We start from the raw sequence: 23,445 nt of genomic DNA on the forward strand, positions 1-23,445 counted from the left end.
TCCCAGGACATCGTGATCTGGAAGGCCCTGGGGGCCGCACTGGCCATAGGCTTTGCCGCCTTCGCCACGGCCTGGGCCCAGAGCAAGATCGGCGCGGCCGCGGCCGGCGCCATGGCCGAGAAGCCCGAGGTGGGCGGCCTGATGATCGTGCTGGAGGCACTGCCCGAGACCATCATCATTCTGGGATTCGTCATCGCCATCATGATAGTCGGCATGAAGTAAAAAGGATTTTAAGGCGGGCGTCATCCGATTTCTTTTGGGGGCGCCCGCCGCCGCAAAAATTCCCCCGGTTGGTTTTGTTCTCAATGAACTTAAGTTTTAATATATATTCAAAAAAATGAACTCTGAACTGATCAAAGTCATCGAACTGGAGGCCGAAGCCGAGCGCCAGAGGATCCTGGAGGCTTCGCAAAAAAATGCCGGCGAGATAGTCCAACAGGCCCGGGCCCAGGCGGCGGAACTGGAACGGAAGTCTTTGGCCGACAGCCAGGCCCTGGAAAAGACCGAGATGGCCAAGGCCGACAGCACGGCCAATCTTCAGGCCATGGCCATCCTGCTGGAGGTTAAAAGCCGGATCATTGACGGGGTGTTCCAATCGGCCTACCAGAAGATCAAAAAAACCCCGCCGGAGAGATACCGCCAGGCCTTAAAGAGTATGCTGCGGGAGGCGGCGGAGGATCTGCCCGGCGAAACGGTGGTGTTGACCAGCCCGGGCGATCTGAAGGTGGTGCAGGAGCTGGTGAAGGCCGCCAAGCTGAAGGCCGAGGTGAGGCCGGACCCCCAGGTTCAGGAGGGGATCATCATGAGCGATAAAAGCGGCAGCCATTCGGTTCTCAACCGGTTCTCCGACCGGCTGGAAAGGGCCCGACCCTCCCTGGTGGCCCGTATCTCTGAAACATTGTGGGGATAGCAGATGCCCAGCGATTACGGATATATCAACGCCAGGCTTAAAGGGCAGCACAGCAGACTATTGAAACCGGGGGCCTACGAGGAGCTGCTGGGCCTGCCCGATTTCAACGCTTTTGCCAAGTGGCTGGCCACCAGCCCCTATTCCAAGGAGTGGCAGGAGGCCCAAACCCGGTTTGCCGGGCTGGCGGCGGCCGAGGAGGCCCTGGCTGCCAACTTCAATTCCTCGACCCGGCTGATGCGGAAGATCTCCGATGGAGGCCCCAATAAACTGATAGGCATCATCCTCCGGAGATGGGACCTGGAAAATGTCAAGGCTGTTGTCCGGGGCATTCATAACCACTGGGATAGCGATGAAATTTTTCGGGCGGTGCTGCCGGCCGGGAACCTGGATAAGGTGAAATTGAAAGAGCTCTGCCGGAAGGCCGATCTTCGGGAGCTGGCCGACACCCTGGCCACCTGGGGCGAGGAGCTGGCCGGGCCCCTCACCAGGGCCCTGCCGGAATACCAGAAAGAGCATCAACTGACCGGGCTGGAGCTGGCCCTGGACCAGTTCTTCTTCAGCCAGGCTTTGAAGGGTCTGGCCGGCCTGGATTACAACAAAAGTCTGGTCCGTGAACTTCTGCGCCGGGAGATCGATCTGTTGAATGCCAAGGCGCTGCGGCGGCTGATGGCCCGGGAGGGGATCGATCTGCCGGAGGCGGTCAGGAATTATCTGCCGGGCGGCAAGCTGCTGACACTGGAAAAATACGCCGCCCTGCTGGATCCCAAGGAATCCCAAAGGGCCCTGCGCTCCATCCGGGGAACTTCCCTGCACCGGCTGTTGACGGCCGACGATAGCCAGGGAGGCCGGGAGGAGAAGCTGGACAGGGAGGAATGGCGCCAAAAGGCCCTGGCCTACCGGGGGGATCCGCTGGGGATCGATGTGGCGGTGGGCTTTTTGTGGCAGAAGTATTTCGAAGTGGTCAATTTGAAACTTATCGCCCGGGGAAAGCATTTCGGGATTCCCGCCGAGGATATCAGACATCAGCTGTTGACGGCCTAGATATCTCCGGACCAGATATAAAACGGAAACACAAAGATAGGTGTCCTATGAAAAAGTTATTCATGGTTCTGACGCTGGCCTGTCTGCTGTCCCCGGCCCGGGCCCTGGAGCCGCCGGTGGATGTCAAGGCGGTGGATACTCCCAACGACGAGGGGAGTTCCATCACCGTAAGCTGGGGAAGGTCGCCCCAGGATCAGGGGGATGCCACCGTCTTCAAGGGCTACCAGATCCTGCGGGCGGAGAATGACAAAGGACCCTTTACTGAGGCCGGCTTCGTCATCTGTGGCAAGAACGATTTCCGCGACAATGTCGAGAACCATAAAAGCTATTATTACCAGGTCCGGGCGGTCGCCTTCCCGGATTCTTCGGATGCGGTCTTGACCGGCCCGGTCGCCGCCACCGCCCAGTGGTTCGACAGCAGCCGGACCAACGTGCTGATACTGACCATCATCCTCTGTTTCCTGATCATCTGGTATATCGAGCGGGCCAAGAAGGGCGAGGAACTGTTCATCCGCAAGATCCAGGGGCTGGATGCCATCGACGAGGCGGTGGGCCGTTCCACCGAGCTGGGCAAACCCATCATGTTCTCCTTCGGCCTGGGCGAGATCAAGGACATCGTGACGGTGGCCGCCCTGGCCATCCTGCGCCAGGTGGCGGTGCGCTGCGCCCAGCACGGCACCGAACTGCTGGTCCCCAACTGGGACCCGCTGGTGATGGCCGCCGCCCAGGAGACCGTGCAGCAGGCCTATTCCGAGCCGGGCCGGCCCGACCTCTACAAGGAGGGCAACGTCAGCTTTCTGACCTCCGACCAGTTCGGCTACGCCGCCGGGGTGGACGGGATGATGCTCCGGCAGAAGCCGGGGGCGGTGTTCTTCATGGGCTATTTCTACGCCGAGGCCCTGCTGATGTCCGAGACCGGCCATTCCATCGGGGCCATCCAGATAGCCGGCACCACCGCCATCACCCAGCTGCCGTTCTTCATCGCCTCCTGCGATTACACCCTGATCGGCGAGGAGATGCTGGCGGCCTCCTGCTATCTGAAGAAGGATCCCCAGCTGCTGGGCAGCCTCAAGGGGGAGGATTTCGTCAAGGCCTTTCTGATAATCGGCTTTGCCCTGATGGCTCTCTGGGGCACGGCGGGATATATTTTGAACAATGCGGGAAACCCCTGGATGATGAACGTCTTCCAGGCCGTCAAGAACTGGTTCATAACCGGTTAGATTCCGGCAGAGGAGATACAAAATGAAAAAAGAGATACCCTTGGCCATAACCTTCATCACCGGGCTGATAATCATCGTGACCTTCTTCATCCCCCACCAGCCGCTGGGGACCATGCAGCAGAGGCTGTTGTTGTGGTATTCCATCGTGCTGGGCTTCACCATGCTGCTGGGAATGGACAGCCTGCTGCGCAGCAACCTCCGGAAGATCGCCAAGCGTTCGCCGGGCTGGCCCTTCGCCCTGGTGCTGATCATCGGTTTTTTGGGGACCCTGATCGCCGGCATCTACACCTGGGCCACCAGCGAATCCCTGCTGAGCCTGGGCTCGTCATTCATGTATGTCTACACCTATTTCATCATTCCCCTGCAGGCCACCATGTTCTCACTGCTGGCCTTCTTCATCGCCTCGGCCGCCTACCGGGCCTTCCGGGCCAGGACCCTGGAGGCCACCCTGCTGCTGATAACCGCCGCCATCGTGATGCTGGGCCGGGTGCCCATCGGAGCCGAGATCTGGGACAAATTTCCGCTGATCCAGGACTGGATCATGGAGGTCCCCCAGATGGCCGCCAAGCGGGGCATCGTCATGGGGGTGGCCCTGGGTACCATAGCCATGTCACTCCGGGTGATCCTGGGGCTGGAAAGAACCTACCTTACATAAATTAAGGTGATAAAGGAGATGGTGAAATGAAATTCTTTGAAAACATAGCCAACATAGACAGCCGGATCATCTACCTGCTGTTGTTCATCGTAGTGCTGATCCCGGTGGCCTTCAAGCTGGTCCTGCCGGTAAGGGTTTCCGAGCCGGTCCAGGCGGCCTACGATTCCATCGAAAAACTGCCGGAGGGGTCGGTGATCCTTTTCTCGGTGGATTACGATGCCTCCTCGGCGCCCGAGATCCAGCCGATGCTGCTGGCCACCTTGCGGCACGCCTTCAGCAAAAAGCACAAAGTAGTTCTGCTGGGGCAGTGGGCCCTGGGCCTGCCGTTCGGCGAGATCGGCCTCAACGAGATCGCCCCCCAGTTCGACGCCAAATACGGGGTGGATTACGTCAACCTGGGCTACCGCCCCGGATACCGGGCCCAGATGGTGGGGATGGGGCGGGATATCCGCGACTTCTTCGCCAGCGATTACAAAGGCACTCCGGTCGACTCCATTCCCCTGATGCATGGCATTCACAACTACAACGACATAGACCTGCTGGTGGGCCTGGAGGCCGGTCAGGCCGGGGATGAGTGGATCCAGTTCGCCGGCGCCCGCTACGGGATCAACATCATCATCGGGGCCACCGGGGTCATCGCCCCGGACATGTTCCACTATCTGCAGGCCAAACAGATCAAGGGCCTGGTGGGCGGCCTGCAGGGGGCGGCCGAATACGAGACCCTGGTCAAGCATGCCGGGACCGGCATCGCCGGGATGGTGGCCCAGTCTTACGCCCATCTGCTGCTGTTGGGGTTCATCCTGATAGGCAATGTGGGCTATTTCGTGATCAGAAGGAGGAAACAAGCATGATGCAGATAATCGGGACCTGGATAGCGGCCGGGCTGACCCTGGCCATATTTTCATTCCTCTATAAGGACAACCCCTTCTACAAATTCGCCGAGCACCTCTATGTGGGGGTCTCGGCCGCCTATGCCATACTGTATGTCTTCTATTTTGACGTCAAGCCGCTGCTGATCGAGAAGTTCATCTCCGAGCAGGGGGCCGAGCGCTGGATCATACTGATCCCGGCGGCCTTCGGCCTGATCATGCTGGCCCGCTGGATACCCAAGATCTCCTGGCTGTCCCGCTGGTCCATCGCCCTGACGGTGGGGATCGCCGCCGGGCTGGGCATCACCGGACAGATCCAGGGGATCCTACTGCCCCAGATCCGGGGCACACTGGTTTCGCTGACCACCGTAAACAACGCCATAATGGTGATCGGGGTGATCGCCACCCTGATCTATTTCTATTTTTCCATTGCCCACCAGGGCGTCGTCAAACACGGAGCCAGGCTGGGAATGGTCTTTATCATGGTGGCCTTCGGGGCCAGCTTCGGATACACCGTCATGGCCCGCATCTCGCTGCTGATCGGTCGACTGCATTTCCTGGTGTACGAGTGGCTCCATCTTGTTAAATGAGCCGCCGGGGGCCTTGAAATTTTAAGGGGGATGGAATTATGGAAGACCTGACCGGAATAAAAGGGGTGCTGGGCTTTGCGGTCTACGTCAGCGACAGCCAGGTGTCCGGCTCGGCCAAGGGGAAGCTGGGCGACAAGGCCTCGGACATAGAACAGTTCTGGGTCAACGCCGCTTCGGTGATATCAAACAATCTGAACCTGGGGGAGGTCAAAGAAGTGGCGGTCGGCGGGAAGGACCGCCAGGTGCTGATGGTGATGTCCCCCGACAAGACCGTCCTGTGCGAACTGGATCCCAAGGCCAACTGGAAGAGCATCTCCGCCGAAGTAAGGAGGAAGATGTGATGTCTTTACAAGACGCTTTAAAGACCAAGCTGGCCGGGCAGAAGGCGGCCTTCGTGATAGATGGATCAGGCAAGTGTCAGCAGCAGGGAGGGGATGAATCGGCCATCCTGCAGAGCACCCAGTTCGCCAAGCAGATATACGACATCGTCGGACTGTCTTCGCTGGACACCCTGTGGGTCAGCGCCGGGAACGGAACCTTTGTCACTAAAACAACCTCCCAGGGGCAGGCCGGGCTGATACTGGACCAGAATCCGGACATACCATCGGCCCTAAGTTTCATAGACAAAGCCCTGTCCTCATCGACCGACGGGCCGGCCGCCGGGACCGGGGATGTGATGGGAAAGGTGCGGAAGATAGCCGCCGAATACCTGACCGACTTCGCCGACACCGCCCTGATGATCCAGATCAAGCAGGCCGGGCTGGAGGAGAAGAACCCCCGGCCGGACCAGCTGGAGAAGCTGGCCGCCGGGCTGGAGAAGGCGGCCCTGATGATCACCGGGCCGGAGAAGGCCAGGGAGATGGCCGAACAGATAAGGAAGGCGATAAAATAAGCGATGGAAAGATTGGCCGTAATAACCGATCCCTGCACCGCCACCGGATTCCGGATGGCTGGCATAGAGACCCATGAGGTGGCCGACATCCACCAGATGCGCAGCAAGGTGCTGGAGCTGATGAAGAGCGACAGCTACGGCATGATAGCGGTCAACGAGGACCTGGGCGGGGACCTGGGGGATGACATCAACCGCCTGATCAAGGGCCGGGCCCTGCCGGTGATCCTGCCGTTCCCGGTTCCCCAGGGCGGGGTGGTGGAGTCGGGCGAGGCTTATCTTTCCAAATTAGTCAAGCAGGCCATAGGGTTCTACGTCAAGTTGAAATGAACTTTGAGATGCAGACGGATTCAAACAGATTTGCACACTCTTAACCCAGCCCTTAAGGACTGGGTTAAGGATGGTGGCGTGTGGCAATGTAGGCCACGCATGCCCTTACGAACGCAATAACTATCTTATATAAATCGTTCCAGGAGTTTTTATGCAGGGAATCATCCAGAAGATATCCGGGCCGGCGGTCATTGCCAAGGGCATGATGGGCGCCCGGATGTACGACATAGTCAGGGTGGGCAAGCTGGGGCTGGTGGGCGAGATCATCCGGCTGGACGGCGATACCGCCTTCATCCAGGTCTACGAGGACACCTCCGGTCTGTTCGTGGGCGAAAAGGTGGAGACCACCGGCCAGCCGTTGATGGTGGAGCTGGGGCCGGGCCTGCTGGAGGCCATCTTCGACGGCATCCAGCGTCCCCTGGATCAGATCAAGAAAATGGAGGGCGACTTCATCGCCCGCGGGGTGGAGGTTCCCAGCCTGGACCGGGAGAAGAAATGGCATTTCCAGCCGGCCGCCAAGAAGGGAGACCAGGTCTCCGGCGGCGACCTGCTGGGCCGGGTGCAGGAGAACGAATGGTTCGTGCATAATGTGATGGTGCCGCCCAAGATCACGGGGAAGATAAAGGACATCGTCAAAGAGGGCGATTACACCGTGACCGACGATATCGCCACCCTGGATGACGGCACCAAGCTGCAGATGATGCATGCCTGGCCGGTGCGCGAGCCGCGGCCCTTCAAGAAGAAGATGGATCCCAACGAGATGTTCATCACCGGCCAGAGGATACTGGACACCCTGTTCCCGGTGGCCATGGGCGGGACCGCCGCCATCCCCGGGCCCTTCGGCTCCGGCAAGACGGTGGTGCAGCAGACCCTGGCCAAGCACTCCAACGCCCAGGTGATCATCTACGTGGGCTGCGGCGAGCGGGGCAACGAGATGACCGAGGTGCTGACCGAGTTCCCGGAATTGAAGGATCCCAAGACCGGTCGCCCCCTGATGGAGCGGACGGTGCTGATAGCCAACACCTCCAACATGCCGGTGGCGGCCCGGGAGGCCTCCATCTACACCGGCATCACCCTGGCCGAGTATTTTAGGGACATGGGCTTCTCGGTGGCCATGATGGCCGACTCCACCAGCCGCTGGGCCGAGGCCCTGCGCGAGATATCCTCCCGGCTGGAGGAGATGCCCGGCGAGGAGGGATATCCCACCTACCTGTCCTCCAAGCTGGCCGCCTTCTACGAAAGGGCCGGCCGGACGGTGTGCCTGGGCTCGGACGGCCGCATCGGGTCGGTGACCGTGGTGGGCGCGGTGTCGCCTCCGGGGGGCGATTTCTCCGAGCCGGTCACCCAGAGCACCCTGCGGATCGTGGGCACTTTTTGGGCCCTGGACGCTTCGCTGGCCCAGCGCCGGCATTTTCCGGCCATCAACTGGAACCGTTCCTATTCGCTGTACGCCGAGATGCTCACCGGCTGGCTGAAGGAGAATGTGGTGGGCGACTACGACCTAGTCCGCCGGCGGGCCATGGAACTGCTGCAGAAGGAGGCCGAGCTGCAGGAGGTGGTCCAGCTGGTGGGCCCGGACGCCCTGCAGGACAACGAGCGGATGATCATCGAGGTGGGCAAGATGCTGCGGGAGGATTTTCTGCAGCAGCATGCCTTCTCCGAGGTGGACGGCCACTGCTCGCTGGACAAGGGCTACTGGATGCTGAAAGGGATCCTGGCCCTGTACGACGAGTGCCAGAAGGCCATCTCCCACGGCAAGATGCATATCAACGACATCCTCAACCTCCAGCAGCTGGAGCAGTGCGCCCGGTTCAAAGAGGTTCCCCAGAAGGAATTCAAAGCCCATATGGATAAGTTCATGGCCGGCCTGGCCGATACCTTCGCCGGGAAATAACCGACTTCCCATCAGATGTCACCCTGAGAGGGCAATTTCGCTTGGCAGGGTGAACGGGTGACACTGTCATCCTTCAGCCTGTGGCGCACCGCAGGAATCTCAGGATGATAGATAGTAGAATAAACATAACAGTATAGGTGAATTATGCGTCTAGTAACCAGAGCGGATTTCGATGGATTGATCTGCGGCGTCCTGTTGAAGGAGGCCGGCATCATCGACAATATTTTGTTCGTCCACCCCAAGGACGTCCAGGACGGCAAGGTCGAGGTCACGGCCGACGACGTGCTGGCCAACGTGCCCTATGCCAAGGGCTGCGGGATGTGGTTCGACCATCACATGTCCGAGCTGGAGCGCAAGGCCTTCCCGGCCGATTACAAGGGCTGGTCCAGCCCGGAGAAGAGCTGCGCTCGGGTGATCTACAAGCATTACGGCGGGTCCGACAAGTTCCCCCGCTTCACCGAGATGATGACCGCGGTGGACAAGTCCGACTCCGGCGACCTAAGCATCGAGGAGGTGGCCGAGCCCCGGGGCTGGCTGCTGCTGGCGGTGGTGATGGACCCCCGCACCGGCCTGGGCCGCTACAGCGACTACCGGATCAGCAACCTGCAGCTGATGCAGGACCTGATGGAATCCTGCCGGACCATGAGCATCGAGGAGATCCTGGAGCAGCCGGACGTCAAGGAGCGGGTCAAGCGCTATCGCGAATCGGAGTGGATGTACAAAGAGATGATCAAGGGCCATTCCAGGGTGGAGGACAAGGTGCTGGTGGTGGACCTGCGCAATATCGAGGAGATCCCCAGCGGCAACCGGTTCGTGGAATACGGCATGTTCCCCAATATCAATATCTCCATCCGGGTGATGTGGGGCCTCAAGAAGCAGAACGTGGTGTTCGCGGTGGGGCACAGCATCATCAACCGGACCTCCCAGACCAAGGTGGGCTCGCTGATGCTGAAGTACGGCGGCGGCGGGCATGACAAGGTGGGGACCTGCCAGGTGCCGGCCGAGAAGGCCGAGGAGGTGCTGAAGGAACTAGTGGAGCAGATCAAGGCGGACGGGTAAATGATAGGCGGGGTTGTTATGAATGAAAATCCAGAAATACAAACAGCGTTAGATAACGAGCATTTGCGGCTTTTGGCGATAGGTTATAAAATATCTGCAGGTGTAATCATTCTGTACTCTTTATTTGGTTTGATGTATATGTTTATGGGAATTTTCATTGGTATTATTGATAAACATAGACAAACGTCCCAGCCACCAATAGAGTGGTTTTTAGCAATATTTGGTTTTGGTATCTTTGCTGTTTCAGCCATTTTCGTCGTATTGAATTTTATGGCGGCAAAAAGGCTTGAACAGCGCCGTTCAAAAACATTCTGCACGGTTATCGCTGCGCTAAATTGCATTGGGATCCCATACCACACTATACTGGGTGTTTTTACCTTGGTCATATTGACCAGGAAATCAATTATAAAATTATTTGAAACAAACGGGGGTGCGATAGGTTGATTTATCCGCCGTCGCTTTAGCGCAGGTGGGAACCTCCCCTTAATCCCCTCCTTGTTCAAGGAGGGGACGAGGGGTGGTCTAAAAGAAAAGATAAAAATAAATAAATTCATTTTGATATATTAAATTACGAGGCATTCATGGATCTAACCACCAAAAAATACCAAAGCATTTCCTACATCTCCGGGCCGTTGTTGTTCGTGGACAACGCCAAGGGGCTGTCCTACGGGTCCATCGTGGAGATCGAACTGCCCGACGGCAGTAAAAAGGGCGGGCAGACCATCGAGGTCTCGGAGAAATACGCCGTGATCCAGGTGTTCGAGGAGACCCGGGGTCTGGACCTGGCCAAGAGCTCGGTCAGCCTCAAGGAGGACGTGGCCCGGATCCCGGTGTCGCGCGACATGATCGGCCGGCGCTTCAACGGCCTGGGCGAGCCCATCGACGGCCTGCCGCCCATCATCCCCGAGAAGCGGCTGGAGATCATCGGTCAGCCCATGAACCCGACATCCCGGGCCAAGCCGGAGGAGTTCATCCAGACCGGCATCTCTACCATCGACGGCTTCGCCACCCTGGTGCGGGGCCAGAAACTGCCCATCTTCTCCGGGGCCGGACTGCCGGCCAACGAGATCGCCGCCCAGATCGTCAAGCAGGCCAAGGTGCTGGGGGCCAAGGAGGAGTTCGCGGTGGTGTTCGCCGCCATGGGCATCACCTCCCGCGAGGCGGCCTTCTTTATCACCGAGTTCGAGGAGTCCGGGGCCCTGGCCAAGACGGTGGTGTTCATGAACAAGGCCGACGATCCCACCATCGAGCGGATCCTGACCCCGCGCTGCGCCCTGACCTGCGCCGAGCACCTGGCCTATGACCACGGCATGCAGGTGCTGGTGATCCTGACCGACATGACCAACTACTGCGAGGCCCTGCGCGAGGTGGGCACCGCCCGCGAGGAGATCCCCGGACGGCGCGGCTATCCCGGCTATATGTACACCGACCTGGCCCAGATCTACGAGCGGGCCGGCCGGATCCACGGCCGCAAGGGCTCCATCACCCAGATCCCCATCCTGACCATGCCGGACGACGACATCACCCACCCCATCGCCGACCTGACCGGATACATCACCGAGGGCCAGCTGGTGCTTTCCCGCCAGCTGCACCGCATCGGCTGCTACCCGCCCATCGATCCCCTGCCCTCGCTGTCCCGCCTGATGAACAACGGCATCGGCGAGGGCCACACCCGCAAGGACCACCGGGAGTGGGCCAACCAGCTTTATGCCGCCTATGCCTCGGGCCGCGACCTGCGCAAGCTGGTGGCCATCATCGGCGAGGAGGCCCTTACCGAGATCGACCGCAAGTACCTCAAGTTCGCCGAGGGTTTCGAGAAGGTGATGATCAACCAGGGACAGACCGACCGCAGCATCGAGGAGACATTACAAATCGGCTGGGACCTGATGTCCGAACTGCCGGCCAAGGAGCTGAAGCGCATCAGCAAAGACCACATCCACAAGTATTACCACGGCGAGACCATGGAGAAGATGTACGGCAGGGAAGAGAGATAACTTCGAACAGTTTGAATGGATCAAATCGTTGAAACGTTTCAAACGATTGCAGGGAGTGGTAATGAAAACAGAACTTAAAATATCCATCTGTCTGATGCTCCTTTCCGTAGTAACTGCAACATCCGAGACCCTGGACGTCACCATCAAGGGCCTGGACGACGGCCAGAAGACCTCCCGTCAGCAGGATTACAAGGAGGCGGTGCTGGACGCCAAGCGCCAGGCCATCGAGCAGGCCGGGGTGACGGTGGAATCGAAGTCAACAGTAAAGAACGCCGTTCTGCAGGAGGATTTCATAGAATCCAACGCCAAGGCGGTCCTGCTGCCGGGATTCCAGATCATGGACATCGGCTACATGCAGGACGGCACTTATCAGATAGTGCTCACCGGCAAGGTTCAGGTCCAGCCCAAGCAATCATCTTCCGAGGCCGACAGCGGGGCCCTGCTTTTATTGATGAACATCTACAGCGTGCCGGTGACCTTCCAGCTGAACGGCAGGCCGCTGGACGCCGGCGGCAAATTCACCGCCCTGGTGGCGATGAAGGATAGCACGGATTTTTCCCTCCTGCCCAATATCAGGGAAGTTAAAAAAAGATACAACAACCTGCCTAAGTATTTTCTCTATCTGTTAAAACTTCCGGCCGGCCGGCACAGCATCAGGATCACAGCCCAGGTCATCTCCGGCACCGGCCCCGGCAGGAACGGCAATTTCGTGGATGCTGAGATAATCCCTGGTCGGACCACATTTTACGAATACCGGGCCGATCCGGAATACAACTTTATCCTGGCCGACAGCGATTTTGTATTTGAAAAACTGGAGGCCAATAAAAAACCGGCCGATACCACCGCCGCCTACCGCCAAAAATTGCGGCAGGACATAACCGCCCAATACGAAAAGCTCATTGGCTTCAAGTTCTAATACTAACCAGAACGCAGAATTTATTATAAGGAAACCAGGAATGCAGGAAACTATAATGGTTCCCAGTATTTATTCCCGGTTTCATGGATTCCTAATAAATAATCTTCGCATCTATGGCCATCGTAATAATATCTAATTTTATCAATAAATGGAAAACGTATCACCAACCAGGATGAACCTGCTGGCCCGAAAGGCCCAGGTATCATTGGCCAAACAGGGGGTGGACCTGCTGAAGAAGAAACGCGACGCCCTGGTGGCGGAGTTCTTCGGCGTGGTCCGGAACACGCTGGAATCGCGCAACAAGCTCAACGCGGTGGCCCAGGAGGCCGTCAATCAGCTGAACGTCGCGGCCTCCATAGAGGGCAAGCCGCTGCTGGAATCGGCGGCCCTGGCCGGAAAACGCCAGGTGATGCTGCAGGTGGCCGAGAAGAACGTCTGGGGCATCAAGATCCCCGAGGTCTCCACCGCCCACAGCCTGAAAAGGGACCCCTTCAAGAGAGGGTACAACGCCGCCACCGCCCCGGGCCGGGTGATAAAGACCGCCGATAATTTCGAGGAGATGATCGACCTGCTGGTGGAGGTGGCCGGGCGGGAGACCCGCCTGAAAAAACTGGGCCAGGAGATAAAGAAGACCACCCGCCGGGTCAACGCCCTGGAACAGATCGTGATCCCCCGGCTGTACCGCCAGATGGCCTACATCAAAAGCGTCCTGGAGCAGAGGGAGAGGGAGGATGTCTTCCGGCTCAAATTGATAAAGAACAAAGGCGAATGAGACAGGTTCGCCTTTGTTCCCGTCTGCTGGCAGGCCTTTCCTGCTGGCTTTTTTTATCCGGCTGCATTTCGGTGGACATCCAGACCAAGGCCGGCCGGGACCTCTCGGGCAGCCGGACCTATAGGATAACACTGGAGCCCATGCTGGCCAGGTTTTACCGGGCGGGGGCCTCGGCCAAAATGTTCGACCTCCCCGGGCAGGACCTGGAGAAACAAAAAGGCGTCAGCGCCGTCTCCAAGCAGGAGATCCCGGGAGAGGACGGATCGCTGGAGCTGGTGTGGTCCTATCGTTCGTCCCGTTTGGATGATTTCTCCAGCCAAACCGACACCGTGATCTTCTCCAAGAGGGCCGTCAAATGGTGGATATATTACAGCTATTACGAACGCTATCTGCCCCGCCGGGACACCAGCAATATTCCGGCCGCCAGAGGCACCTGGTTTAAGAACAGCCTGACCCTGCCGGGGCAGGTATATTCCAGCAACGGGGACTCGTTATCGGGCTCCCGAGTCGTCTGGCTACGCTCCATGGATGCTTCGGCCCAGGGCGGGCTGGTGATGACCGCCCAGAGCCGGGAGATCAACCCCCTGCTGCTGGTTTTATTGCCGGTCCTTTTGGGCGCCATCTGCTACCTCCTGCTGAAACGCCGGATAAAATTAGTTGACCCATCCTCCTCTGACGGCACTTGATAATATGATCTAAATGTATTAAACTGAAACGATGAGAATAAAAGCCAAACATATTATGGTCCTCCTTGGTTTTATGTTCATAGCCGTTCCATCTGCCAGGGCCATGGGCAGCCGGCCGGAGATGATGACCGAGTACACCGAGGCCAGCCAGGGAACCCTGAGGTTCTACCTGCAGAAGGTCCTGTTCCGGGACAGCCTGGGGCGGAGCAACATTGAATTCTCCTATTCGCTGGCCATGGACCAGCTGCAGTTCATCGCCGATGGAGAAAATTACCAAGCGGGTTATTCCATCTCCGTAATCATCTATGACCAGGACGGCCAGCAAACAGCCGGCGATAGCTGGGAGAGGACGGTTAAGATCCCAAATTATCACCATCTCCAGAGAGGCGACAGCATTTTGGCCGACACCCTGGTCCTGCCGCTGCCCCCCGGCGGGTACCGGGCCAAGATAACCTGCCGGGATGAAAATTCGGACCGGGCGGGCCAATTCGACCAGCAGTTGACGGTCCCGTCCCTTTCCAGCGGAAATTATATCGGCGGGGTGAAGTTTGAGCGCGACTACCACGGCAGCCTGATTCCCTGGCCCAATCGGATTTACGGCGATGGCGCCGGGCCGATAATATTCCGGGTGGATCTATATCACCAAGGCTCCGACAGCCTGGACTTGAAAGCCAGCCTCAGCGATCCCCGGACCCAGAAGACGGTCTGGGAGAAGACCCAGGGGATCCCCGATCGGCCTGGCCGCGCGGCCAGAATGATCATCCCGGTCGACAGCTTTCCGGACGGCAACTACCGGCTGGGCCTGGTTATTAACGACCATAAAAAAAACCTGTTATGGCAGAGCCAGTATCAGGTGATGGTGCAGAACCCGGCCTTGCTTACCAGGGGTGATTTCGAGGAAAAGATCGCCCAGGTGGAATATATTTCCAGGCGAAGCGAATTCGACAGTCTGAAGAAGGCCGGACCCGAACAGCGGGACAGCCTGTGGAAAGCCTTTTGGAAGTCCCGCGATCCCACTCCGGACACCGACAAGAACGAATACCGCGATGCCTATTATGAGAAGATCAATTATGCCAACAGCAATTTCGGCTCCAGCATCAGGCCCGGCTGGAGGACCGACATGGGGCGGATCTACATTAAGTACGGACAGCCCGACGAGACAGAGAAGCATCCCTTTGAAATCGATTCCCCGCCCTATGAGATATGGTATTATTACCAGGATGGGCTGAAGATAATTTTCCTGGACCGCCACGGGTTCGGGGATTACCGCATAGTTTACGCTAACAGGGAGATCTAGAGATGAGACGGATCGTTATTCCCGCCTGGGCGGTTGGCATTCTGCTTTTCTTTTTCGGCCTGGCCGGGGCCTTCCCAATAAAATCCAAGGGGGCGCTGGATTTCTGGGTGGATGGCGCGTCCTTTGCCAGCGACAGCGGCCAGACCTGGCAGGAGATCTACTGGAGCATAAGGGCCGGCGATTTTACGGCCAGGGACACCCTAGGGCGGAAAATGGCACTCTTCCGGACAGAGATACTGCTTAAAGACCAGAAAGGCGCCCTGGTGCTGAACGAAGGCTGGAATTCATTGTCCCCCCTGCCCACCGAGCAGATGCTGAAGCAGAAGGATATGGTGCTGCTGGACCAGGTCGAGGCCCGGAGGCTGAAACCAGGCAGTTATAATTTGCTTATGACCATCACCGACCTGGCCGGGGAAAAACAGGGCATGGTGGACACTATTTTCGATGTGCCGGGATACGGGGATCTGGGCCTCAGCCATATAGAGCTGTCCTCCGGCATCGCAGTTGATTCCATCCCGGGCCGGTTTAAAAAGGGGTCACTGACGGTAAAACCCTGGCCCAGCAGGGCCTTTGACGATGAATTGTATTATTATTATGAGATCTACAACCTGGCGCCAGCTGCCGACACACTGAATAAAAGGTATCTTAGGGTTTTATATTTTTCGGAAAAGGACCCTGCCCAGAAGATCATCAGCCATAAGGAGATTGCGTCGAACCCCGGCCCGCTGTCCGACTATGGAGGCCTGAGGATCGACGATCTGCCGGAGGGCCGGTATCGTTTACGGGCTCAGCTGATCCAGGGTTCCAGGATCCTGGCCAACAGCTACGCCAATTTTGAGATCACCCACCCCGGGATGATTATGCTGGCTGAGAAGGAGAAGATCGCCGGGGAGATCGCCCAGATGGAGCGGGACGGCGGGGGTTATTCCGACAGGATAGAATATATCGGGGCCAAGCAACAGATCGATCTGCTGAGCAAGCTTGATGAGAACGGCAAAAAAGAATTGTTGAGAAGATTCTGGAAACAACGCGACCCCCTTCCGGAAACAAAAGAAAATGAGGCGCTGATCGCCCATGCCCAGCGCTGCAGATATGCCGATCAGAACTTTGCCGAAAACTTTGCCGGCGGCCTTAAAGGCAGCCAGACCGAAAGAGGACGGATCTATATCAAATACGGCCCCTGGGACGACCGGGAGATCACCACCAACGCCCTCCAGAACCGACCCTACGATATCTGGAGCTATGATAATGGCAGGAAGTTCATCTTCTTTGATAAGGCGGGAATAGGCAAATTCGAGCTGCTTTATTCCAAAACTTCCGAGGAGAAGACCGACCCCGAGTATCGGCAATATATAAGTGATTTTTGAGTTGTCTTTTCAAAAAGGGCCTCCCGGGGAGAGGCTCTTTTTTGTTTGACTTCTTGATGACTTTGGGCTAAAATAATTAATTAACTTATATCAGTAAAATGCTTATGAAACAAAGACTTGTCCTTGCCGGTAATAGCCTGAAGCCGGAAATACTGGAGAAAATTGCCCTGGAGCCGGCGGTGATATCATTGTCTCCGCAGGCGCTGGCCCGTATCAATTCCGGACGCAAGGTGGTGGAGAAGATCATCAAGGAGAATCGGACGGTCTATGGCATCACCACCGGGTTCGGCAAGTTCGCCGAGATCAGGATATCCCTGAATGAGATCGACCAGCTGCAGGAAAATTTGATAAAAAGCCACGCCACCGGAGTGGGACAGTTATTTGAGCCCCACCAGGTGCGGGCCGTCATGCTGCTGCAGGCCAATCAGCTGGCCAAAGGCGCTTCCGGGGTCCGGCCGGTGGTGGTCCAGCAGCTATTGGGGCTTTTGAACAACGATATAATTCCCCTGGTCCCCCGGCAGGGCTCGGTGGGCGCCTCCGGCGACCTTTCCCCCATGGCCCATATCGGACTGGTGATGATCGGCCGGGGGCAGGCTTTTTATAAGGGCAAGGTCGTTAGCGGGGCCGCAGCCCTGAAAAAGGCCGGGATGAAACCTTTGATCCTCAAAGCCAAGGAAGGGCTGGCCATCACCAACGGCACCGAGGTGATGACGGCCATCGCAATATTGAATCTGCTGGAGGCCGAGAGACTGTGCAAGATGGCCGACATAGCCGGGGCCATGTCCTTAGAAGCTTTAAGGGGAACCAATGTGGCCTTTGACGCGGAGATACAAAAGTTGAGGCCGCATCGGGGACAGGGAGGCTCGGCGGACAACCTCCGGCGCCTGATGACGGGCAGCCAGATCCGCCGCTCCCACAAGGAATGCCTGAAGGTGCAGGACGCATACTCGCTCCGCTGCATGCCGCAGGTCCACGGAGCCACCAAGGGAGCCTTGCGGCATATCCGGCAGGTTCTGGAGACCGAGCTCAATTCCGTGACCGACAACCCGCTGGTGATCGTGAACAAGGGCCAGGTGCTGTCGGGCGGGAATTTCCACGGCCAGCCGGTGGCCCTGGCCATGGACTATCTGGGCATCGCGACGGCCGAACTGGCCGACATCTCGGAGCGCCGCATCTCCCGGCTGCTGGATGGCTGCCTTTCCGGACTGCCGGGCTTCCTGACCCAGCATGGGGGCCTCAACTCGGGGCTGATGATAGTGCAGAACACCGCGGCCTCACTGGTCTCCGAGAACAAGGTGCTGGCCCATCCCTCCTCGGTGGATTCCATCCCCACCTCGGCCAACCAGGAGGACCATGTCTCCATGGGCACCATCGGGGCCCGCAAGGCCGGGCAGATCTGCGACAATGTGCGCTACGTGCTGGCCTGCGAGCTGTTATGCGCTGCCCAGGGATTGGAGTTCCATAAACCGTTAAACCCCGGCCGGGGGGTCAAAGCAGCCTACCGGGCCGTCCGGGCCAGGGTGAGATCGTTCACCCACGACCGCGAATTTCATCAGGATATCGAGGAGATATCGGAACTGATCCAGGAGAACGCCATCCTGAAAGCGGTGGAGAATGCGGTGGGAAAATTAAAATAACAAATATACCATCACGAAAACAATCAAAAATCAAAGGAGTTTGCCATGCCGGTAATTCTTGACGGATCAGGTTTAACAGTGGAAAAATTGGTGCAGATAGCCCGATATAACGAAAAGGTGGAACTGGCACCGGCGGCCCTGGAGCGCATCAAACTGTGCCGGGCGATGCTGGAGGATAAGATCAAGGCCCGGGAGATCATGTACGGCGTCAACACCGGCATCGGGGAGTTTTCAGAGAAGGTCCTTGACGACGACCAGGTGAAGGATTTTCAGAAATACCTGATATACAACCATGCCGCCGGGATCGGCGAACCGGTCCCCGTCGAACAGGTGCGGGCCGCCATGGCCGGGCGCATCAACGTCCACGCCCACGGCAACAGCGGCTGCCGGCCGGAGATAACCCAGACCTATATCGAGATGCTGAACAAGGGGGTCACCCCGGTGGTCTGCCAGAAGGGCTCGGTGGGGGCCTGCGGCGACCTGGCCCCCATGTCGCAGATAGCCCTGCTGCTGATGGGCGAGGGCGAGGCTTTTTATAAGGACCAGCGCCTGCCGGGCAAGAAGGCTATGGACCAGGCCGGCATACCCATTCCCGGCCTGCAGGCCCGCGACGGCCTGGCGGCCATCAACGGCTCCAACCTGCTGACGGCCATGAGCGCCCTGACGTTGTACGATTTCAACCGCTGGCTCAAACAGGCGGAGATCGCCTGCGCCATGAGCCTGGAATCTCTGATGGCCAACCTGAAGCCCTACGACATCCGGCTCCATCAGGTGCGAGGTTTCAAGGGGGCCCAGCGAAGTTCCAAAGCAATCCTGGCCTGCATTCAGGGCAGCGACCTCCAGACCGGAAAGATCAAGACCAAGGTGCAGGACGCCTACTCCATGCGGAGCACTCCCCAGGTCATCGGCGCCGCCCATGATGCCATCGCCTATGCCAAGTCCCAGGTGGAGATCGAGCTGAACGGGGTGGGCGACAATCCCATCTTCCTGCCGGAGTTCAAGCTGACCCTGACCGGGGCCAACTTCCAGGGCTCGCCGGTCTGCCTGCCCATGGACATGGCCGGCGCCGCCATCACCATGGTCTGCGTCATCAGCGAGCGCCGCCTGAACCGACTGACCAATCCGGCCCTGAGCGTCGGTCTGCCCGAGTTTCTCACCAAGGGGGCGGGCATGTTCAGCGGGATGATGCTCAGCCAATATACCGCCGATATGCTGATCGTGGAACAGCGTATTCTGTGCATGCCGGCCAGCATCCAGTCCATTCCGGCGGCGGCCGATCAGGAGGATTTCGTATCCATGGGCATGAATACCGCCCTTAAGAACAACCAGATTTTGGACAACGCCTACGGCATATTGGGCATCGAGATGATGGCCGCCGCCCAGGCCTTGGATTTCCGGGATTTCGGTTTTGGCAAAGGTGTCAACAAGGCCCGGGAGGTCATCCGCAAACATGTACTGCATTTGGATGAGGACCGGCCGCTTTATTCCGACCACAACATCATGAAGGACTTGGTGAAATCAGGCCAGGTGCTGGATGAAGTGGAGAAGGCAATAGGGAGCCTGGAATAACCCCACCCTATAATTCCCTCCCCTCGAGGGGAGGGAAAGGGAGAGGTTATTAAATTAATTCAACAAAACTTGACGGCAATTATCTGAAATATGATTTTGATAATCGGTATTCTTGTCTTCGGCTACCTGGCCTCCAGCCTGCTGTCCGGGTTGAACCTGGCGCACCTCAAAACCAGCATAAAGAGGAGCCTGCCGCTGGAGGTTTCGGACCTTTTTGACCAACAAAAGGTGGCTCAGATAGCCGATTACACTGCGGCCAAGACCAAATTGGGATATTGGAGCGAGTTCCTGACAACAGCAGTGGTGGTGATCCTCTTTACAACCGGCATCGTGCCGGGCATCGCCCTGTGGGCCGATGGACTGAGGATCGCCCCGCTGCTGCAGGGACTGGCAGTGATATTCATCTTGTTATTGATCGGCTATCTGGCCGGCATCCCGGCTGCGCTGTATTCCGATTTTAAGCTGGAGAAGAAATACGGTTTTTCAACCATCACTCCCAGGACCTGGCTGGGCGATCAGGCAAAGAGCCTGTTGGTGTCGGGAATATTGATGAGCCTGTTGTTCTCGGGATTCTATTTATTCATCAATTGGCTGGGAACCTGGTGGTGGCTGGCGGCCTGGGGCCTGGTGATGGCGTTTTCCTTCCTGATGATATTCCTTTCGCCGGTGGTGCTGATGCCGCTGTTCAACAAGTTCATGCCGCTGGAAGATGAGGAATTGAAGAACAAGATCCTGGAGATGGCCCAAAGGGCCGATTTTCCCCTGGCCGGGGTCTTCCAGATGGACGCCTCTAAGCGCAGCACCCATGACAACGCCTTTTTCACCGGGATGGGGAAGACCCGCCGGATAGTATTCTACGACACCATGGTCAAAAACTACAGCCACCAGGAACTGCTATCGGTGATGGGCCACGAGATCGGTCACTGGAAGATGAAGCACATCTTCAAGATGATCGCTGCGATGTCGCTGCTGTCCGGGGTGCTGTTGTTCGCTGCCTCACGGATCCTGGCCCATCCCTGGATATACAACGCCATCGGTCTGGGAGAACTGTTCGGCAGGATAGGGTTCAACGGCCCCTTGATCGGTGTGGCCCTGTACGTGGTGGCAATTCTTTTTGAGCCCCTCAACCTGATAATCTCTCCGCTGATGAACTGGCAGTCGCGCCGGTACGAATACCAGTCCGATGCTTATTCCCTGAAGCTCAATCCTTCTGCCGGGGACATGAAGGGGGCATTGATAAAACTCAGCCAGAAAAACCTGAGCAACCTGTTCCCGCACCCGCTGTATGTCGTCTTTCATTATTCCCACCCGCCGCTGCTGGCCAGGCTGAAGGCCATAGATGACCAAGTCCGGCGTAACGTATAACACGTAGGCACAAATTCTATTTGTGCCTAAATAATCAACGATGGGTGTTTTGTGAAGACGGAAGAATGTTGATGCATCACGTAGAATTAAAAAGGTTTTATTTGCCGGGAGCAATTTATTTTATAACCAGCGTAACGGAGGGTCGGGTCCCAACCTTTGGAAGCGAAGAAAACCTCAGAATATTGGCAAATATCATTATTGCGGAAAAAGAAAGATTGGGCTTTCTTGTTTCTGGTTATGCATTGTTGCCCGATCATATTCATCTAATTATAAAACCCGGCGAAAGTGCCAATATCTCAAGAATAATGGCAACGATTAAAGCTCTTTGTGCAAAAGCTATCAATACTCGGTTGAACACGACAGGCAAGGTTTGGCAACACCAGTTCCTGGACCATATAATCCGTACATCTAAAGATTACCAACGGCATATTGAATATATTCATCGCAATCCCTTAAAACACGGCTTGGTCAATGACATCAAAGAGTACAGATGGTCAAGCTGGCACCAATATCAAGGAACAACGCCGGAAGATATTAAGGTTGATGTATTGGATGTTAAACCCGGCCGGATGTTTTGATTTCCTTTTTGTTTAAATATTTCGGTTTTGAATTTATTAAGGCACAGATAGAATCTGTGGGATACGTTGATAAATACAGACATGACAAATTAATAATTAAGGCACAAATAGAATCTGTGCCTACAGCGTAAACACACATCGCGAGGTTATAAACAACATGCCCAAGAATATCCATTCCCCCCACGGCACCAAGATCTCCTGCCAGGGCTGGCAGCAGGAAGCCGCCATGCGGATGCTGATGAACAACCTGGACCCGGCGGTGGCCGAAAGGCCGGAGGACCTGATAGTCTACGGCGGCAACGGCCGGGCGGCCCGCAACTGGGACTGCTACCATGCCATCATCAAGTCGCTTAAAAAACTGAAAAGCGATGAGACCCTGCTGGTGCAGTCCGGCAAGCCGGTGGGCATCCTGCAGACCCATCCCCATTGCCCGCGGGTGCTGATAGCCAACTCCAACCTGATTCCCCATTGGGCCAACTGGGATTATTTCCGCCAGCTGGAGGCGCTGGGGCTGATCATGTACGGCCAGATGACCGCCGGCAGCTGGATATACATCGGCACCCAGGGAATTTTACAGGGCACTTATGAAACCTTCGGGGCCCTGGCCCAAAAACATTTCGGGGACACTCTAAAGGGCAGGTGGGTGCTGACCGGCGGCATGGGCGGGATGTCCGGGGCCCAGCCGTTGTCGGTTACCATGAACGAGGGCGTGATATTGGACGTGGAGGTGGATCCTTCCCGCATCCAGAAGAGACTGGAAACCGGCTACTGCGACGTAATGGTGGACGACCTGGACAAGGCCCTTAAGCTGGTATTTGAATACGTCAAGAAGGGCGAACCACTGTCCATAGGGCTGGTGGGCAATTGCGCCGAGGTGCTTCCCGAACTTGTGCGCCGGGGCGTGATCCCCGACGTGGTCACAGACCAGACCTCGGCCCACGACGAATTGAACGGATATGTGCCCCACCGGATGACACTGGCCCAGGCCAACGAACTTCGCAAGAACGATCCCGAAGGATACAAGCTCAAATCATACGAGGCCATGGCCATCCACATGCAGGCCATGCTGGACATGCAAAAGCAGGGAGCCATCGCCTTTGACTACGGCAACAACATCCGGGGCCAGGCGGTGAAGCACGGCATCAAGAATGCCTTTGACGTGCCGGGCTTTGTACCGGAGTACATCCGCGACCTGTTCTGCGAAGGCAAGGGCCCATTCCGCTGGGCGGCGCTTTCCGGAGATCCAAAAGACATCGCGGTGACAGATGAAGCGGTGTTGAAGCTGTTCCCCAAGAATGCCCATCTGGCCCGCTGGATAAAGATGGCCCAGAAGAAGGTCCATTTCCAGGGCCTGCCGGCCAGAATATGCTGGCTGGGATATGGCGAGAGGGACAAGGCCGGCCTGCTGTTCAACGACCTGGTGAAAAAGGGAAAGATCAAGGCTCCCATCGTCATCGGCCGGGATCACTTAGACTGCGGCTCGGTGGCCTCGCCCAACCGCGAGACCGAGGCCATGAAGGACGGCAGTGACGCCATAGCCGACTGGCCGCTGCTGAACGCCATGGTCAACGTGGCCTCCGGGGCCTCCTGGGTTTCCATTCATCACGGCGGCGGGGTGGGGATAGGGTATTCCATCCACGCCGGGCAGGTAACGGTGGCGGACGGCACAAAAGAGATGGCCAAGCGCATAGAGCGGGTGCTGACCAATGATCCGGGGATGGGCATTTTGCGCCACGTGGACGCGGGGTATGACATTGCCAAGCAGGTGGCCAAGAAGAAGAAGGTCAAGATCCCGATGATGGGTTGA

The 23,445-nt window shown here is 57.5% G+C and carries 24 protein-coding genes; all 24 read left to right on the forward strand.

All coding sequences use genetic code 11. The features are described from left to right. Positions 1 to 9: 9 nt before the first annotated feature. On the forward strand, positions 10 to 222 hold the full coding sequence (locus A2273_10755) for an ATPase (protein OGF09155.1): 213 nt from the start codon (positions 10 to 12) through the stop codon (positions 220 to 222). Between the two features lie 115 nt (positions 223 to 337). Next, positions 338 to 910, forward strand: a complete 573-nt coding sequence (locus tag A2273_10760) for a hypothetical protein (GenBank protein ID OGF09086.1) — start codon at positions 338 to 340, stop codon at positions 908 to 910. 3 nt (positions 911 to 913) lie between these two features. Continuing rightward, positions 914 to 1,951: a hypothetical protein gene (locus A2273_10765; GenBank protein ID OGF09087.1), complete on the forward strand. Its 1,038-nt coding sequence runs from the start codon at positions 914 to 916 to the stop codon at positions 1,949 to 1,951. Between the two features lie 47 nt (positions 1,952 to 1,998). Next, on the forward strand, positions 1,999 to 3,171 hold the full coding sequence (locus tag A2273_10770) for a hypothetical protein (GenBank protein ID OGF09088.1): 1,173 nt from the start codon (positions 1,999 to 2,001) through the stop codon (positions 3,169 to 3,171). A 22-nt stretch (positions 3,172 to 3,193) separates the two neighbouring features. Further along, positions 3,194 to 3,826: a hypothetical protein gene (locus A2273_10775; protein OGF09089.1), complete on the forward strand. Its 633-nt coding sequence runs from the start codon at positions 3,194 to 3,196 to the stop codon at positions 3,824 to 3,826. 26 nt (positions 3,827 to 3,852) lie between these two features. Then, the gene (locus A2273_10780) at positions 3,853 to 4,677 is read left to right on the forward strand and encodes a hypothetical protein (protein OGF09090.1); all 825 of its coding nucleotides are present in this window, start codon (positions 3,853 to 3,855) and stop codon (positions 4,675 to 4,677) included. Then, positions 4,674 to 5,285, forward strand: a complete 612-nt coding sequence (locus A2273_10785) for a hypothetical protein (protein OGF09091.1) — start codon at positions 4,674 to 4,676, stop codon at positions 5,283 to 5,285. The genes A2273_10780 and A2273_10785 overlap by 4 nt, the downstream gene beginning before the upstream one ends. Before the next feature lie 38 nt (positions 5,286 to 5,323). Next, complete coding sequence (locus A2273_10790) at positions 5,324 to 5,626, forward strand: hypothetical protein (GenBank protein ID OGF09092.1); 303 nt, start codon at positions 5,324 to 5,326, stop codon at positions 5,624 to 5,626. Beyond that, on the forward strand, positions 5,626 to 6,177 hold the full coding sequence (locus A2273_10795; GenBank protein ID OGF09093.1) for a hypothetical protein: 552 nt from the start codon (positions 5,626 to 5,628) through the stop codon (positions 6,175 to 6,177). The genes A2273_10790 and A2273_10795 overlap by 1 nt, the downstream gene beginning before the upstream one ends. A gap of 3 nt (positions 6,178 to 6,180) precedes the next feature. Continuing rightward, entirely contained in the window at positions 6,181 to 6,504 is a 324-nt protein-coding gene (locus A2273_10800; protein OGF09094.1) for a hypothetical protein, read from the forward strand. Between the two features lie 151 nt (positions 6,505 to 6,655). Then, complete coding sequence (locus A2273_10805) at positions 6,656 to 8,398, forward strand: V-type ATP synthase subunit A (GenBank protein ID OGF09095.1); 1,743 nt, start codon at positions 6,656 to 6,658, stop codon at positions 8,396 to 8,398. A 144-nt stretch (positions 8,399 to 8,542) separates the two neighbouring features. Next, the gene (locus tag A2273_10810; GenBank protein OGF09096.1) at positions 8,543 to 9,457 is read left to right on the forward strand and encodes an exopolyphosphatase; all 915 of its coding nucleotides are present in this window, start codon (positions 8,543 to 8,545) and stop codon (positions 9,455 to 9,457) included. Then, positions 9,458 to 9,901 (forward strand): hypothetical protein, encoded by a 444-nt coding sequence (locus tag A2273_10815; protein OGF09097.1) that lies wholly within the window; start codon positions 9,458 to 9,460, stop codon positions 9,899 to 9,901. A 137-nt stretch (positions 9,902 to 10,038) separates the two neighbouring features. Further along, positions 10,039 to 11,451 (forward strand): V-type ATP synthase subunit B, encoded by a 1,413-nt coding sequence (locus A2273_10820; GenBank protein OGF09098.1) that lies wholly within the window; start codon positions 10,039 to 10,041, stop codon positions 11,449 to 11,451. 61 nt (positions 11,452 to 11,512) lie between these two features. Then, entirely contained in the window at positions 11,513 to 12,367 is an 855-nt protein-coding gene (locus tag A2273_10825) for a hypothetical protein (protein OGF09099.1), read from the forward strand. A 148-nt stretch (positions 12,368 to 12,515) separates the two neighbouring features. Next, complete coding sequence (locus A2273_10830) at positions 12,516 to 13,139, forward strand: hypothetical protein (GenBank protein ID OGF09100.1); 624 nt, start codon at positions 12,516 to 12,518, stop codon at positions 13,137 to 13,139. Continuing rightward, positions 13,136 to 13,825 (forward strand): hypothetical protein, encoded by a 690-nt coding sequence (locus A2273_10835; protein ID OGF09101.1) that lies wholly within the window; start codon positions 13,136 to 13,138, stop codon positions 13,823 to 13,825. The genes A2273_10830 and A2273_10835 overlap by 4 nt, the downstream gene beginning before the upstream one ends. A 31-nt stretch (positions 13,826 to 13,856) precedes the next feature. After that, on the forward strand, positions 13,857 to 15,122 hold the full coding sequence (locus tag A2273_10840; protein OGF09102.1) for a hypothetical protein: 1,266 nt from the start codon (positions 13,857 to 13,859) through the stop codon (positions 15,120 to 15,122). A gap of 2 nt (positions 15,123 to 15,124) precedes the next feature. Continuing rightward, positions 15,125 to 16,489 (forward strand): hypothetical protein, encoded by a 1,365-nt coding sequence (locus A2273_10845; protein OGF09103.1) that lies wholly within the window; start codon positions 15,125 to 15,127, stop codon positions 16,487 to 16,489. A 104-nt stretch (positions 16,490 to 16,593) separates the two neighbouring features. Beyond that, positions 16,594 to 18,126 carry a histidine ammonia-lyase gene (locus A2273_10850; GenBank protein OGF09104.1) on the forward strand — a complete coding sequence of 511 codons (1,533 nt, stop codon included), beginning with the start codon at positions 16,594 to 16,596 and terminating at the stop codon, positions 18,124 to 18,126. 45 nt (positions 18,127 to 18,171) lie between these two features. Then, positions 18,172 to 19,695 carry a phenylalanine ammonia-lyase gene (locus tag A2273_10855; GenBank protein OGF09105.1) on the forward strand — a complete coding sequence of 508 codons (1,524 nt, stop codon included), beginning with the start codon at positions 18,172 to 18,174 and terminating at the stop codon, positions 19,693 to 19,695. A 90-nt stretch (positions 19,696 to 19,785) separates the two neighbouring features. Continuing rightward, complete coding sequence (locus A2273_10860) at positions 19,786 to 21,060, forward strand: hypothetical protein (protein OGF09106.1); 1,275 nt, start codon at positions 19,786 to 19,788, stop codon at positions 21,058 to 21,060. Positions 21,061 to 21,131: 71 nt separating this feature from the next. After that, positions 21,132 to 21,638 carry a hypothetical protein gene (locus tag A2273_10865; GenBank protein ID OGF09107.1) on the forward strand — a complete coding sequence of 169 codons (507 nt, stop codon included), beginning with the start codon at positions 21,132 to 21,134 and terminating at the stop codon, positions 21,636 to 21,638. Positions 21,639 to 21,795: 157 nt separating this feature from the next. Beyond that, positions 21,796 to 23,445, forward strand: coding sequence for a urocanate hydratase (locus A2273_10870; protein ID OGF09108.1), 1,650 nt, complete (start codon positions 21,796 to 21,798; stop codon positions 23,443 to 23,445).

It is taken from the genome of Candidatus Edwardsbacteria bacterium RifOxyA12_full_54_48 (assembly GCA_001777915.1).
Classification (GTDB): domain Bacteria; phylum Edwardsbacteria; class AC1; order AC1; family EtOH8; genus UBA2226.